Source organism: Mesorhizobium sp. M0904 (assembly GCF_040319475.1).
In the GTDB taxonomy this organism is placed as follows: Bacteria; Pseudomonadota; Alphaproteobacteria; order Rhizobiales; family Rhizobiaceae; genus Mesorhizobium.
Genome location: NZ_JAMYOC010000002.1, coordinates 259,994 through 274,978, shown reverse-complemented (window position 1 = coordinate 274,978; position 14,985 = coordinate 259,994). Strand labels below are relative to the sequence as shown.

Genomic DNA, 14,985 nt, shown 5'->3' with positions numbered 1-14,985 from the left:
AATTTCTAATATAATCTTAAATAACGGGAAACGCTCCTCTTTTTTTTGCCCCTTGTGAGCGAACCCGCCGAACGTCGTCGAACATACGTTCTGACCTTTTGGAAAGCTGACAGACCGGCTGGTCATTCAGCACTGCCATAGATCCAAAGATATAGAACAGCAAAACGGCCGAATTGTTACCATTCGAATGCACGACGACATCCACCCCGACGGCCACATACCATCCAGATGCAATGTCCGGATCAGGGATCGGTGGGGAAATCTCACCGGTCTTCTGCGGGAAATCTCACCGGTTCTTCGGAGGGGCAAAGAACGTGTTTCCCGGGTGCTGACCAAGGCAGGATAGCCGGCCCGTGACGATAGCGTTCAGGCCGAATGAACAAGGGAGGACCAGGATGAAAGCGGTGATTCAATGTGGAGGAATGGGAACACGCCTCCGCCCCTTCACTTCGGTCTTGCCGAAGCCGCTCATGCCGATCGGCGCACGGCCGGTTCTCGAGATGCTTCTGAAATGGTTGCGACGCAACGGTATTCAGGAAGTCTATATTACAACCGGGTATCTCGGCCACTTGATCCGCACCGTGTGTGGAGATGGCTCGCAGTGGAACCTGAAAATTCGATATACGCAGGAGATGGAGCCGCTTGGCACCATCGGGCCACTGTCTTTGATCAGGGATGAACTGACGGAGCCGTTTATCGTTCTCAATGGCGACGTCCTTACGGATCTAAGCCTCAGTCGATTTGTAGCAGCGCACCGTAAGCACACCGATCCGGTGACGATCGCAACAGCCTGTCGTCTGATCAAGATGGATTTCGGCGTCATCGACGAAGTCGACAATACCGTGCAGGTCTTTCGCGAGAAGCCGACCCTCTCGCATCTGGTCAGCATGGGAATTTACTGCATGAACCCGGACGTTCTGCAGTTTATCCCATCCGGCATACCCTTTGGGTTCGACGACCTGATGCTGCAGATGATGCAGAACGGCACAACCGTGCACGTGTACAAGCATGAGGGTCTCTGGCTCGATATCGGGCGCGTCGACGACTTCCAGAACGCACAGACCATTTCCTGGGAAGACCAATCGGCCTCGATCGAGGTCACCGCGACGGCTGCATGATGAAGTCACGAGCTCGGTTCCCACAATTATCAGTCTAGGAGGTTGTGATGCTCTTGGTCAGTGCCCCGATCCTGGGTGTGCCGGAAAAGACTGCTTTGACCAAGGTCATCGACAGCGGCTGGCTGACAATGGGGGAGCAGGTACGAGCCTTCGAACAAGCTTTTGCCGACGTCCATGGTGCGGAGGATTGCGTCGCGGTCGGTTCTTGTACGGCAGCGCTTCATCTCATTTTGCACGCACTTGGCATCGGACCGGGCGACGAGGTGCTGGTGCCATCCTTGACTTTCGTGGCGACCGCAAATGCGGTCCTCTATGTCGGTGCGACACCGGTCTTCGTGGACATCGAGTCAGCCGACGTGCCGCTGATGTCGATCGTGGAAGCCGAAGCGAAATGCACGACCCGCACCAAGGCAATCATTCTCGTCCATTTCGCCGGCTACCTCGCCGATCGGGAACAATGGCAGAGGTTCGCCCGTGCCCGGGGGCTGCATATCGTCGAGGACGCGGCGCATGCGCCGGGCTTGAAGGAGGTGGGGACATTTGGTGCCGCGGCCGCCTTCAGCTTCTACGGCAACAAGAACATGACCACGGCGGAAGGCGGGGCTGTGATCGCCAGGGATGCCGGTCTGCTCGAGACAATCCGCCAGGCGCGTGGACATGGGATGACCACCGGGACACGTCAAAGGCTGAACAGCCGCACCCCTCAGTATGATGTCACCATGCTCGGATTCAACTATCGCATGGATGAATTGCGGGCTGCGATCGGACTCGTCCAGCTGCAAAATTTGCAGGAGTGGAATGAGATCAGGCGTATCCTGGTCATGCTGTATCGCCGTCTCATAGCCAAGCATTGTCCGGCCGTGACCATCCCGTTCCACGAGCCGCGGACGTCGGCCTACCACATCATGCCTATCCTTTTGCCACGTTACGCCGACAGGCAAGACGTCATCGACGCACTGCGCGCGCAAGGGATACAAACCACTATCCACTACCCGCCGGTGCACCAGATGACGCTCTATCGTGAGCTTATCCCCGATACTCATTTGCCGCGCACCGAAGATTTCGCGCAGCGCGAGCTGACGGTACCGCTGCATCCGCAGGTCACGGCACCTTTGGTCGAAACGGTGGTTGTCGCTCTTGCCGCAGCGGTTAGCGGTTGCGCTCAGACAGGAACAGCCGCATGAATGCCCTGGACGTAGCCATTCACCGGCCTAACGTCTCAAGTGCCGCCCATGGGACTGTGAGACGAGCAATTGATCTCGTCATTGCTGCGGCCGCGGCGATCGTCTTTGCTCCGCTGATGTTGCTGATTGCCGTGGCGCTGCTGCTGGAAGGCGGTCGGCCCATCTTCTTTACGCAGACCCGCGTCGGGGCCGGTGCTCGCCCATTCCGCATGTACAAGTTCCGCAAGTTCAGCGTAAAATGCGATCCCGGTGGCTTGGCGCTGACCATGGCCGATGACAGCCGCATGACGCCGGTAGGACGGTTCCTCGCCGTCACCAAGTTCGACGAGCTGCCGCAGCTTTGGAACGTCTTCAGGGGCGAGATGGCAATCGTCGGGCCGCGCCCGGAGAGCCTTGTCTTCGCCGATTGTTTTCGCGGGGGCTTCGAGGGTATTTTACAATACAAGCCAGGCTTGCTTGGTCCAGCCCAGGTTCTCTTCCGGAATGAAGCGCATTTTTATCCGCGATCCGTGGACCCGTTACTGTTCTACCGTGAGGTCTTGTTTCCGGCCAAAGCCAGGCTTGACCTTTCCTATTATCCGCAACGCACGATCGTCTCCGATGTCGTCTGGATGGTGCGCGGCCTGCTGGCGGTGCTTGGCGTCGTTTCGCCGCCGCCGATCGAAACTTGAGAGCAGATGGGACATCGGCGCTCTCGTGGATTTGCAAAGTCAGTGCCTCACGTCATAGGGGGAACGCTTGGGTCATGGCATACAAGGGCAGGAAAGTTCTGGTTACGGGTGCCGATGGGTTCATCGGTTCGCATCTCACCGAGGCGCTCGTCCGCAGCGGTGCCGACGTCACCGCGGTGGCTCTCTACAATTCCTTCGACAGCCACGGCTGGCTGGACGATTTACCGGACACTATACGAAGCCAGTTGAACCTCATCCGCGGCGATGTTCGCGACAGCGCGTTCGTTAATCGGATCGTGCGCGGCCAGGCGGTCGTGTTTCATCTCGCCGCACTGATCGCTATCCCGTATTCGTATGCCGCCGCCCAGTCCTATGTGGAAACCAACATCCTGGGCACGGTCAACGTCCTCGAAGCGGCGCGCCAATGGGAGACAGAGCGTGTGGTGCACACCTCGACAAGCGAGGTTTATGGCACCGCGCTGACAATGCCTATCAGCGAGTCCCACCCATTGCAGGGACAGTCACCGTATTCGGCATCCAAGATCGGTGCGGACATGATGGCGGAGTCCTACGCCAGATCGTTCGACATTCCCGTGGTTATCATGCGGCCCTTCAATACGTACGGCCCACGCCAAAGTGAGCGGGCCATCGTACCGACCATCATACGTCAGGCTCTCGATAAAAAATGCCCTGCGATCATGGTGGGAGACACAAGCCCGATCCGCGACCTTACTTTCGTGGAAGACACCGCGGCGGCGTTTTTGACCGCAGGTTCGGCCGAGCTCGAATTTGGCCATGCCTACAACGCCGGAAGCCAGCGCGCTGTGACGATCTCGGACATATTGGATCTGGTGATCGAGTTGAGTGGCTGCAAGAAACCAATTCACCGCGACGAGCGCCGGCTGCGGCCGCAGAATTCCGAGGTGCGTGCCTTGCTGGCCGATTCTTCGCTCCTCGAAAGCAAGACTGGATGGCGCGCCCAGACCAGCCTGCGCGAAGGCTTGGAGCGGACCATCGGATGGTGGCAAGGGCGCCTCAGCGAAGGCCGGGTGCGACACGAAATGGGCTACATGACATGACCTTTCGCCCGCGTGGGTTGGCTCCGCTGTTGATTGCGGCTGCCTTGTCGTTGGATTTGTCCACGGCCAGCGGCCGGCAAGACAGCGCGCCGACACAGTTTGTCGCGCCAGTGATGATGGATCTGCCCGATTATCTCCAACCCGCGACGGATCCAGCCTTCGGGACAGTTTTCATGCGCATCACCAAGCCTGGCGCTCTTGGCAATGGCGTCGTATGCGAGAAGAAATTTTGCAGCCACCGTTATTCCAGCTCCCAGGCATGGAATTCAGACCAGAGCCTCCTCGTCATCACCAACGGCTGCAATGGCATGTGCTTTTTCGACGGGCACACCTATGTCCCGCTTTTCCGTCGCGCTCGATCGGCTGAATGCGAATGGCATCCGCAAAATCCCGATCTGATGATTTGCGTTCAGGACCGGAAAATTTCGACCTGGGCGCCACGGACCAATCGCGAAGACGTGCTGTTCGTGTCGCCGAATTACCATGATCTTCAGTTCGGTCCGTCCAAAGGCAATCCTAGCCGCGACGGCGACCGCATAGCAGTGCGCGCGATCCGTGGGGATGGTGCGATGGTTGCCTTTGCCTATGATCTCAAGCAGCGCCGGAAATTTCCTGACATCGATCTTGCCCAGCTTGCCGGAACGGTCAGCGCCTGCTCGATCTCCCCGCTGGGAGCGAACATCCTGTGCTTTCAGAACGTGAACGAAGACACAGAACAGCGAGCTATTTTCTCCGTCGACGGGACGTTGCGGCAGAGGTGGACGGACCATCATCGGCCCGGCCATGGCGATATGACGGTCGATGATGACGGTAGCGAAGTTTTCGTGGGCATCAGCAAATCCGACCCTGACAAATATCACGTCATCAAAAGGAGACTGATTGACGGGAAGGTCACCTCGCTTATGAAATTTGGCGAAGCGGAGCATGCGTCCGCGCGGGCACTGGACAGGAGCGGCTGGGTGTTCGTGAGCTATGGCGGCAATCCCGATGAGATATCTGCCAATCGCGACTGGGCGCCATATGCGCGAGAGGTGATCGCGCTGCGCCTCGACGGCAGCGGTGAGGTTCGACGAGTCACGCAAACCCACAACGTCCCGTCCGACTATTGGAGCGAAACCCATGCCTCGCCGTCCCCCGACGGCTCACAGGTGATCTGGTCGAGCAACTGGGGCGTGCCTGGCGGGCCAGTCTACGAATTCATCACCCGTCTCGATTGGCCGGAAGAGTCGCGGTCGAACCAGAAGGAGATTGCCGCCAATGGTCCTCGTTAATCGAATCCTTCTTGTCGTGCTCGGCATGCTAGCCGCGATGGAAACGGCCGCTGCGGCGGAAGCACGGGTTGCTTATCGACTTTCCGCCGGCGATACCGTCGAGATAGGAATTGCCTCCATCTCTGAGCGAACGCAACGTGCGGTGGTCCAGATGGACGGCACGATCGCGCTTCCCGAAGTCGGGATGGTTTCGGTTGGCGGCCTGACTCCGGCCGAACTGCAGACACGCATGCAGACGATCTTGCCAACCAAGATATTCCACCAGCGGCTGCCTGACGGGCGGGAGCAAATGATCGTCATCAAGCCGACAGACGTGACCGCCGTGGTTGCAGAGTACAGGCCGATCTATGTGACTGGCGACGTGCTCACTCCCGGACAGCAGGCCTATCGCCCGCTGATGACCGTGCGGCAGGCGATTGCGGTGTCAGGTGGCTTCAGCCTTTTGCGGTCCCGGGCAAACCAGGTTGGCCCCGATCCGGTGGATCTGCGGCGCGATTATGAGTCGCTTTGGGGGGAATACACGAGAGACTATTTTCACAGCGCCCGTCTGCGCGCCGAACTTCAGGGTAAGTCGACTTTCGACATGCAGCCACCACAAGGGTCGCCGTTGTCGGCAGGTTTTGCGTCGGCGATCGCGCAGGCCGAAGCAGAAGGGCTGAAGCTCTCGTTGGACAATTTCCAGAAAGAGCAGAGCTTTCTCGACAAAAGTGGCAAGGATGCTGCAGCGCAAACCGAGACCTTGCTCGAGCGCGAGCGGGCCGAAGCGGATGGGGTGAAGGCGGACGAAGACGAACTGGCGCGCGTAAGGAAAGCGTTTGAGTCGGGAAATCTAACCAATACCCGGCTCGCCGACGTCCGGCGCGCTTTGGTGCTCTCTTCCAGCCGGGCACTCGAAACCTCGGTTGAACTTATGAGAGCACGACGTCAGCAGGACGATTTTGCCAGACAGCGCGAACGCAATGACAACCAAAGAAGGATCGGTCTGTTGACCGAGCTGAAGGATACCAACGTGCGCCTTGCCGACGTCAGCGCAAGACTTCGCGCCGCCAGCCAGAAGTTGCAGCCCACGGGAGCGGCCGCCCTGCCGTTGCCGGTTGCCGGCGAAAGGATCCAGGCCGAGGTAACGATCATTCGCAAGCTCGGCGAAGAATGGCGGAAACAGCTTGTCCAAGAAGACACCGAGGTCATGCCGGGAGACACGATCGAGGTCAGGTTCAGCAGCGCTCTCGAAAACGCGGCGACCCGATGAATCGGCCGGGCTGCCGGTTGAGAGTGTGGCAGCCTCCTTACTGCCTGAAGGCCCTGGAGAACTGGTCGGTAAGAGGCTTCATCAAGTAGGACCAGACACTGCGCTCGTCGGTTCTTATGTGGACTTCGGCGGGCATGCCGGGTTTGAGTATTTTCTCTCCAGTCAGGCAGGTCGCTTCATTCTCGACGTCGATGCGAGCCGAAAAATAGGAAAGCTGGCGTTGCTGATCCTTGATCAGATCCGCTGAGACGCGCTTGACCGAGCCTTCGCAAGCAGGTGTGGTGCCGGCGTCGAACGCCGGAAAGCGGATCGATACCTGCTGTCCGGGATGAATCTCATCGATACGCGACGGAGGAATGGAAGCGTCGACGACAAGGTTGTCGGAATCGGGCACAATCATCATGAGCACCTCTCCGGCGCCAATTACGCCTCCGACGGTGTGGACCGAGGATTCTTGTACCGTGCCCGACTGCGGGGCACGAATGTCTGTCCTGCCGAGTTCGTCTTCGGCCACCACCTTGCGCTCACTGAGTTCGGTCTGCTTGGCTTCCGTTTCGCGAAGTTCGTTGGTCACGTCGCTCCGCATTTGTTCGTCGAGCTGAAGCACCTGCAGGTCCGTTTCACTGATGTGAGCCTGTACCTCCGCTATCGCCGCGACAAGGCGTCCCGATTCGCCGCGAGTCCGGGTCTTCTCCAGGCTGACATTGCTCAACCTCTCCTTGGACACCAACTTCTTTGCATAGAGAGATTCGACATCTGCAAGGTTCTTGGTCAGCAGATCCAGAGACTCGTCCGTCGCAGACTGCTGCGATTTGAGGCCATCGATCTGACGTTCCAGCTGCTTCGAGCGGCTTTGCAATTGGGCTTTCTGGCCAGCCAGCGCCGCAGCACGGCTTTCAAACAAGGCACGCTCGCCACTGACAAGTGCCGCCACTTGCGGATCACCCATTTGAGCGCGAAGGTCGGGCGGGATCTGCATTTCCGGCAGACCCTGGCGCTCGGCCTCCAGTCGGGCCAGACGAATGGTGGCGCGATTGAGGTCCTCGGTGATTATCTGCAGGTTTGCTCGGGTCAAGGTGTTGTCCAGCCTGACCAACACGTCGCCGGCCTTCACATGATCGCCGTCCTGCGCGAAGATTCCGCCGATGGTGCCGCCGGTTTGATGCTGCACTTTTTTTATGTTGCTTTCGACCACCACAGTCGCAGGCGCAATCACCGCGCCGGCAATCTTGGTCAATCCCAACCAGAGCCCTCCGCCAAAGACCAACAGCAAGCTGGTTGCCAGGCCCAGGAGCAGATTGGCCCGGATGCCATCCGGATCTGGCTTCGTCTCCAACGAACGGCTCTCACCGCCGGCGGCGACGTATGACGACACGGTAACAGTGGAGCGATACCTCGCATATGCTCGGCCGCACCTTTGCGCGGCGGAACGACAATTTGTTGCCAGGCTCCGGACCAGATTACCCCAGGGTAGATTGGCTCGAATGCCATCCGACTCCGGCTTCGCCCCGGTCGGCTGGCCTTCGCCGCCAACCGCAGCATATGACGACATGGTCACGTTAGACACTAAGCAATACCTCACGCATGCCCGCTTGCACCGTGCTGCAGCGGAACGACAATGTTTGGCTTGTCCGGACGCGGGAAGGGCCGGACCACATTTGCCAGAACGTCTTCGCGCGAGCCGAACGAATGGAGCATCCCGTTCGACAGGACGAGTACCTGATCGATGTTGACGAGAGCGGAGGGGCGATGCGCAACGACGATCACGATACCGCCGCGCTGACGCACAGCCAGGATTGCGCCGGCCAAAGCAGCATCGCCGTCTGCGTCCAGATTGGAATTTGGTTCGTCAAGAACGACGAGGAAGGGATCGCCGTAAAGTGCCCTGGCAAGCCCGACGAGCTGCCTCTGCCCAGCCGAAAGGGCCGCGCCGCCTTCTCCGATGCGTGTTTGAAAACCCTGCGGAAGACGCATGATTATCTTGTCCACGCCCGCAGCCTTGGCAGCTGCCAGCACGCCTTTTGCGTCGCTTTTGCCGCCGAACCTCGAAATGTTATCGGCGATCGTCCCGTCGAACAGCTCAACGTCCTGTGGCAGGTAGCCAATATGAATGCCGAGCAGTTCTGAGTTCCACTGATCGAGCGAGGCGCCGTCCAATCTTACCGTGCCACGAAGCGGCTTCCACGCCCCGACCAAAGCGCGCACGAGCGTGGTCTTGCCGGAGCCGCTCGGGCCGACGACCGCCAACCCTGCGCCTCTTGCCAAGCGGAAGCTTACATTGAAGATGGTTGGCTTCTGCAGGCTTGGTGGCGCGACAGTCAAATCTTCGACCGCAAGCTCCGCCTTTGGGCGCGGCAGTTCCATTGTCTCTTGCTGGCTAACAAAGGCATCCAGCGCTGCCGCCAGCTCGGAATAGCTCTTGCGGGTTGCCAGAAACCCTCTCCAGTTTGCGATGGCCACATCGACCGGCGCTAGTGAGCGGCCCAGCAAAATGGACGATGCAATGATCACGCCGGGCGAGGCCTCGCCCCCGATCACAAGGTAGGCACCAAGCCCCAGCACACATGATTGCAAGGCCATTCGCAGTGTCTTCGACAGTGAGCTTGCTGCGCCGACGACGTCTGAAAGCCGTTCCTGGTTCTTCAGATAAAGATGACTGACCTCGTTCCAGCGCCGGCTAAGCGGAGCAGACAGGCCCATCGCCTGAACGACCTCTGCATTGCGGCGGCCGGAATCGGCCAGCAGCCGCTGCGCGACGAGCGTTTCAGATGCACGAGCCGCAGGTTTGCGGCCGATGATCTCGGCAACCACCGTCAAAAAAACAACGGCGCATGCACCGAGCGTTGCCAGCACGCCAAGGGCGGGGTGCAGCAGATAGATGACCACCATATAAAATGGTATCCAGGGAGCATCGAATAAGACCGTCGGCCCCAGCCCGGAAAGAAAGCCACGTAGCTGGTCCAGATCACGAAGCGGGTGTACCCGGTTCGCGTCCGGCCCGGCGACGAGGGGCAGGGAAAGCGAGGCTGCAAACGCCTTTTGCTGCAGATTTTTATGCAGGCGGCTGCCGATGCGGACCAACAGGCGAAGCCTCACGAAATCGAGGAGCCCATAGGCCGCGTAAAGTCCCAGCATCCCGACGGTAAATCCGATAAGAGTCGGCACGCTCTGCGAAGGCAGCACGCGGTCGTAGACCTGGAGCATGTAGACGGAGCCGGTCAAGGCGAGGATATTTATCAATGCGGAGAAAACGCCTACGCCGACGAGGCCGTGCACACAGCCAAACATTGCGGAGCGTAGATCGAGCGAGCGCTCTTTGGTCGACTTCATGATGCGCGCTCGTTGACGCGAAATTGCCGCGCAATCTCGTCGATTCTTTCGATGAGGGACAAACTTTAACCTTCCGGGAAGCAGCAGCTCCGCCCCGCTGCTGGAACATTACGAATTGCTTACATATGTGCCTTCTTTGATTAAAATGTAGCAAAATCGTGACGCCAGGCTGAGAATTCGGCAACTGGCTCGCCAGCCTGGGGATAACCGGCTCGAGTAAGGAGATATTCCTAATCATGACACGGCGCAGAAGCTTATGGTCATCTTTGTAGCATCAGGGCTTCAAAGCGTCTGAGGCGGGATTGGGTTTTGATTTTGTCGATCGAGAGTTAAGCGGTTTTAAGATACACTTTATCGGTGCGCCATTGTCGGCCACCAACGCCGGATAAAACGGGAGGCGAGTGTCGTGAGCGAAGAGATCAATGTCGCCGATGCCTATGGCAGGGGCCGCAGCACCTTCATGGGACTGCAGCTGCTCGTCTCGCCCGGTGCGCTTGTTCCTCGACCGGAAACGGAACTGCTCGGCAACGCCGCTCTCGATGTTCTGAGCCAACTGAACTTGCCGGTACCTCGCGTTGTCGACATGTGCTGTGGGGCGGGCAATCTGGCGTGCGCCATCGCGCACCACGCCCCCACCGCGCGCGTGTGGGCAAGCGATCTTACCGACGGATGCGTGCAGGTCGCGCGCCGCAACGTCATCCATCTTGATTTGGAGGAGCGGGTAACGGTGCTTCAGGGCGACTTGTTCAGCGCCTTCTCCGGCCTGGAGCTTGACGGCACGATCGATGTGGTCGTTTGCAACCCGCCCTACATTTCGGAAAAACGGCTCGAGGGCGACCGTTCGCATCTGGTCGAACTCGAGCCGCGTGAAGCATTCGCAGCCGGCCCCTACGGCCTGAGCATCCACATGCGGGTGCTCAAGGAGGCGCCGCGTTATTTGCGGCGCGGAGGCATCCTGCTTTTCGAGGTCGGCCTTGGCCAGGACCGGCAGGTCATGAGTTTGCTCGAGCGTTCCAAGGTCTATGAGAGTATCCGGTCAGTCACCAATCCAGCCGGCGAGGGCCGGGTGGTTGTGGCACATACAAAGGCGCAGGCATAAGCGCCACAGTCGCGGCAGGCTTCAGACGCGCTGTCGCGGCTTAAAACAGCCGGGGATTTGAAACAGAGCTGCGGGCTTTCGGCAATCAGTTTCTCTTGCGCATAACGTATCGCGCAATTCCCTGGATGGAATCGAGGTTCTCGGGCAGCAGCTCGCTGTCTTCGACCGTGATGCCGAAGGTCTCCTCGATGAAGCCGATAACCTCGAGCACCCCCGTCGAGTCCACGATGCCCTGGTCGAGAAGCGAGGTGTCGCTCTCCAGACTGTCCGGATCGGCTATATAGAAATTCGAGGCCAGGAAAGCGCGAATTTGTTCACTGAAGGTATCGGTTCTATCCTTGGTAGATAACATTGATTTCGCCTCCGGTACAAAAGATGAATGCTGATCAACTTCGCTTTGGTGCCGACTCATGACAGGGCCGTTTTTTTGAGTTTGCCCGTGTCGGTCATCGGCAGACTGGGTACGATGACGATGGACTTCGGAACCATGAAGTTTTCCAGCCGTCTCTGGCACTCTTTCTGCAACTGCTTTTCGCCGAGCATGCTTCCCTGCTCCATCACGACAAACGCCTTCACTGCTTGCCCGAGCAGCTCGTCCGGAACGCCGATGACCGCGGCTTCCCGTACGCCGGCAATGTTCATCAACGCGTTTTCCACCTCCTTCGGCGCTATCTTCTCTCCGCGCGATTTTATGATCTCGTCGCCGCGACCGACAAAGTAGAGATAGCCCTCGGCGTCCATCCGGCAGTAGTCGCCGGTGTACAGGACCTGCTCACCCGGCAGCGGTCCGGGTTTGAGCTTTCTGGCTGTCGCCTCCGGCTTGCCCCAATAGCCCTTCATCACCGTCGCTCCGCGGATGACGAGCTGACCAACGACGCCGGGTCCGACCCGCCTGTCATGCTCGTCGACAATCCACATTTCCGTGTTGGGGATGGCGATGCCGACGCTCAACGGCTTTCGCTCCAGATCGTCCGGCGGCAGGTAGGTGCAGCGCTTGCATTCGGTAAGGCCGTACATCGAATAGATACGGGCGCCAGAAAACAGCTCCTGCAGCAGGAGAATGTGCTTGAGCGGCAGGGCGGCCGCAGTGTTGGTGACATAGCGAATGCTCGAAAAATCCTGATCCCTCAGAGACTTGAGCTCCCCGAGTGCGGCAAAGATGGTCGGTACGCCGGGAAAGCCCGTCACCCTTTCTTGCTTGATCAGCCCAAGGATCTGCGCCGGGAAGGCGAACGAGCGCTCAAGCACCAGCCGGGCGCCCGCGCCGAACGCCATGATCATCTGGTAAAGACCGTAGTCGAAGGCGAGCGGCAGGACATTGAGGATCACCTCGTCTTCGGCAAGCGCCAGGTACGAGGAAATCGAGGCGCATGCGGCGATCATGTTTCGATGCGTCAGCATCACGCCCTTGGGCTCGCCCGTCGAGCCGGACGTATAAATGATCGCAGCGAGATCGATGTCGATGCAGCGGCGCGCGGGCGGCGTGCTGCGGGCTGCCGCGACCGCAGTATCCCAGCGCACAGCATGCGGAAGTTCTTGCAGGTCGTTGCGTTCGATCGGCCCGGAGACGATCATGCGGCGCAACGATGGGCAATTCCGCGCCGGATCCCTGAAAATCGAGTGCAGGTGTTTGTCGGTGATCAGTGCCGTCGGGCGGCAATCGTTGAGCAAATAATCGAGCTTGTCGCTTTTGGTGAGCGGATTGACGATGCACACCACGGCGTTGGCCTTGAGCACCGCCCAGAAAGCGACGACGGCCTCGACAGTGTTGTCGGCGAAGATCACCACTCGATCGCCACGCGCAATTCCAGCCTCGGTCAAATGGTGCGCTATGGCGTTCGAGCGCATGTCGAGATCGCCATAGGTGACACGTTGATTGCCGCACACCAGGGCCACCTTGGCGCCGAGCCGGCTGGCAGAGTTGGTGAGATAGTCGTGCAGGAGGGGTACGGCGCCATGCATCATGCGAGCACCTCTTCACGATGCTCGCGGTCGATATCGATGCTGAGCTTGAGCGTGCGAGCCCCACTTGGACGGCTCGCGATAAATTGCCGATGGAGAAGCTGCGTCGACAGCACTCCGACCAGCGCCATATTGTCGGAGTTGGACAGGTCGCCGCCGCCGGCGCTGGCTTGGCACTTGCTCAGGAGCCGGGTAACCGATTTGGGATCGAAGACGTTCGCTTCGCGCAGCGCCGCCTCCGAAAGTGCTTCGCGAATGTAGACCGGAGCGCCATCTGCGACGAAGCAAAGCGCGTTGGGGGCCCGGTAAGGCTGTTTCTTGCGGGTGACGATTTCCGACGGCACGATCGGTTGCGCTACACGTTTCAGCACATGCTTTTCGTCGAGCACGCGCAGCTTGTAGGCGGCCGGAAGCGAATTCGCGAGCCTCACGAGTTCATGGTCGAGGAACGGGAAGCGCCCCTCGACGGAATGAGCCATGAGCATCCTGTCCCCTTGTGAGGACAGCAGGTAGCCCGACATCAGCGTCTGGATCTCGATATACTGGTCCTGCGCAAGAGAGCCCCATCGCGAAAACTCCGACGGCAGGCGGGCAAGCAGCTCGGACACGGCGTTATGGCGCTCCGTTTGGGCGCGCATGTCTGGCGAAAACAGCCGCTTGATGGCGCTTGTGGTACGCCAGCGCGTGCCATGCGCAAAACCAGGCGCACCACAGGCGTGGATGTCGCGCCCGAAGAACTGGCGTGCCATAGCTTGCTGCTGTACCGGCGAGCGGCTGAGATAGGGATAGAGGCGCTCCAGCAAACGGGAGCGTCGCTTCGAGGCGGGCTGGCGTCCCCAGAAGCGGCGGACCTTGCCTTCGCGGAACAAATCGTAGCCGGCGAACATTTCGTCGGCCCCTTCGCCGGTCAGCACGACCTTGATGCCATGCTGGCGCACCAGTCTCGAGAGCAGGAACAGCGGCGCCGGCGCGGTTCTTAGGATTGGCCGCTCGGCATGGTAGATAACCTCAGGGAAGATGCCAGCGATATCGCTGCGCGAAACAACCACCTCATGATGGTCGCTGCCGGCCACGCCGGCAACCAGGCGCTGGAAATGCGTCTCATCATATTCGGCGTCGGCAAAACGCAGCGAGAAAGTCTGGAAGCGCTCGCCCGCGAAGCGTCTCCCCAGCGTGGCGACCAGTGAGCTGTCGAGCCCGCCGGACAAATAGCAGCCAACCGGCACGTCGGCGCGTACTATCCTGAGCGCCGTCGCGGTCTCCAAGGCGCTGCGCACTTCCTCCACCGCGTCATCAAGCGAGCCGCTGAATTCATCATCGCCAGGCCCGTCAACCTCTGGATAGGCAGGCTTCCAAAAAGCCCGCTCGCGAACGACGCCGCGGTCATAAATGCGGACATGCCCAGGCGTGAGTTCGCTTACTCCTCCAAACACGCCTTGTGGCGGCGCGACAGTCCAAAGAGTAAAAGTCTGATCGATGCCGGCTGGATCGAACGCGCGGGGTATGTCCGCATCGGCCGCGAAAATGGCCTTCACCTCGCTGGCGAAGTAAAGCCGTCCGCCATGCTCGCAAAAGTGCAGCGGGCAGATGCCGAACCGATCCCGCGACAAGACGAGACGACCAGCCACGGAGTCCCAGATGGCGACTGCCCACTGCCCATTCATTCGCTCGAAGGCGGCCTCGCCCCAGGCATGATAGGCATGGACGATGACCTCGGTGTCGCTGCGTGTGCGGAAGCGATAACCGAGCGCGGCCAGGTCTTGTCGCAGCTCGACGTAATTGAAGATTTCGCCGTTGAAGACGATCCACATTGTGTCGTCCGCGCCGGCGAGTGGCTGCTGGCCGCTTGCGAGATCGATGACGGACAGGCGGGCATGCGCCAATCCTGCACGTCTGTCCCGGTAAAGGCCGCGCTCGTCCGGGCCGCGATGCGCCAGCGCGCCCGCCATACGTATCAGCGCATCCCGGGAAGGGGACGCCGCTGCGGCGCTCAGCGACACAATTCCGGCGATGCCGCACATC

The 14,985-nt window shown here is 59.7% G+C and carries 12 protein-coding genes; 7 read left to right on the top strand and 5 right to left on the bottom strand.

From position 1 onward, the window contains the following. The first annotated feature begins 395 nt into the window (after positions 1-395). The 6 genes from NKH80_RS03800 to NKH80_RS03775 all read left to right on the top strand — a co-directional run bounded on the left by NKH80_RS03800 (position 396) and on the right by NKH80_RS03775 (position 6,572). Positions 396-1,118 (top strand): nucleotidyltransferase family protein, encoded by a 723-nt coding sequence (locus tag NKH80_RS03800; RefSeq protein ID WP_023675619.1) that lies wholly within the window; start codon positions 396-398, stop codon positions 1,116-1,118. 47 nt (positions 1,119-1,165) lie between these two features. After that, entirely contained in the window at positions 1,166-2,302 is a 1,137-nt protein-coding gene (locus tag NKH80_RS03795; protein WP_352480475.1) for a DegT/DnrJ/EryC1/StrS family aminotransferase, read from the top strand. Beyond that, a complete protein-coding gene (locus NKH80_RS03790) occupies positions 2,299-2,973 on the top strand; it encodes a sugar transferase (protein ID WP_352507236.1) in 675 nt (224 codons plus the stop codon). The genes NKH80_RS03795 and NKH80_RS03790 overlap by 4 nt, the downstream gene beginning before the upstream one ends. 74 nt (positions 2,974-3,047) lie before the next feature. After that, entirely contained in the window at positions 3,048-4,052 is a 1,005-nt protein-coding gene (locus NKH80_RS03785) for an SDR family NAD(P)-dependent oxidoreductase (RefSeq protein WP_352480477.1), read from the top strand. Beyond that, positions 4,049-5,323, top strand: a complete 1,275-nt coding sequence (locus tag NKH80_RS03780) for a hypothetical protein (RefSeq protein WP_352507235.1) — start codon at positions 4,049-4,051, stop codon at positions 5,321-5,323. Before NKH80_RS03785 ends, NKH80_RS03780 begins: the two co-directional genes overlap by 4 nt. Next, on the top strand, positions 5,310-6,572 hold the full coding sequence (locus tag NKH80_RS03775) for a polysaccharide biosynthesis/export family protein (protein ID WP_352507234.1): 1,263 nt from the start codon (positions 5,310-5,312) through the stop codon (positions 6,570-6,572). Before NKH80_RS03780 ends, NKH80_RS03775 begins: the two co-directional genes overlap by 14 nt. A gap of 37 nt (positions 6,573-6,609) precedes the next feature. On the opposite strand, the gene NKH80_RS03770 is transcribed toward NKH80_RS03775, so the two are convergent. Further along, entirely contained in the window at positions 6,610-7,908 is a 1,299-nt protein-coding gene (locus NKH80_RS03770; protein WP_352507233.1) for an HlyD family type I secretion periplasmic adaptor subunit, read from the bottom strand. A gap of 242 nt (positions 7,909-8,150) precedes the next feature. Next, positions 8,151-9,902, bottom strand: a complete 1,752-nt coding sequence (locus tag NKH80_RS03765; RefSeq protein WP_352989719.1) for a type I secretion system permease/ATPase — start codon at positions 9,900-9,902, stop codon at positions 8,151-8,153. A 406-nt stretch (positions 9,903-10,308) separates the two neighbouring features. On the opposite strand from NKH80_RS03765, the gene NKH80_RS03760 reads away from it, so the two are divergent. Next, positions 10,309-11,001: a N5-glutamine methyltransferase family protein gene (locus NKH80_RS03760; protein WP_352802995.1), complete on the top strand. Its 693-nt coding sequence runs from the start codon at positions 10,309-10,311 to the stop codon at positions 10,999-11,001. A gap of 85 nt (positions 11,002-11,086) precedes the next feature. Here NKH80_RS03760 and NKH80_RS03755 read toward each other — a convergent pair whose 3' ends face one another. The 3 genes from NKH80_RS03755 to asnB are packed head-to-tail and all read right to left on the bottom strand — an operon-like array spanning position 11,087 to position 14,984. Beyond that, the gene (locus tag NKH80_RS03755) at positions 11,087-11,353 is read right to left on the bottom strand and encodes an acyl carrier protein (protein WP_254819389.1); all 267 of its coding nucleotides are present in this window, start codon (positions 11,351-11,353) and stop codon (positions 11,087-11,089) included. A gap of 56 nt (positions 11,354-11,409) precedes the next feature. Next, positions 11,410-12,966: a class I adenylate-forming enzyme family protein gene (locus tag NKH80_RS03750; protein WP_352651107.1), complete on the bottom strand. Its 1,557-nt coding sequence runs from the start codon at positions 12,964-12,966 to the stop codon at positions 11,410-11,412. Continuing rightward, positions 12,963-14,984, bottom strand: coding sequence for an asparagine synthase (glutamine-hydrolyzing) (gene asnB, locus NKH80_RS03745; protein WP_352507230.1), 2,022 nt, complete (start codon positions 14,982-14,984; stop codon positions 12,963-12,965). The genes NKH80_RS03750 and asnB overlap by 4 nt, the downstream gene beginning before the upstream one ends. Position 14,985 lies beyond the last annotated feature (1 nt).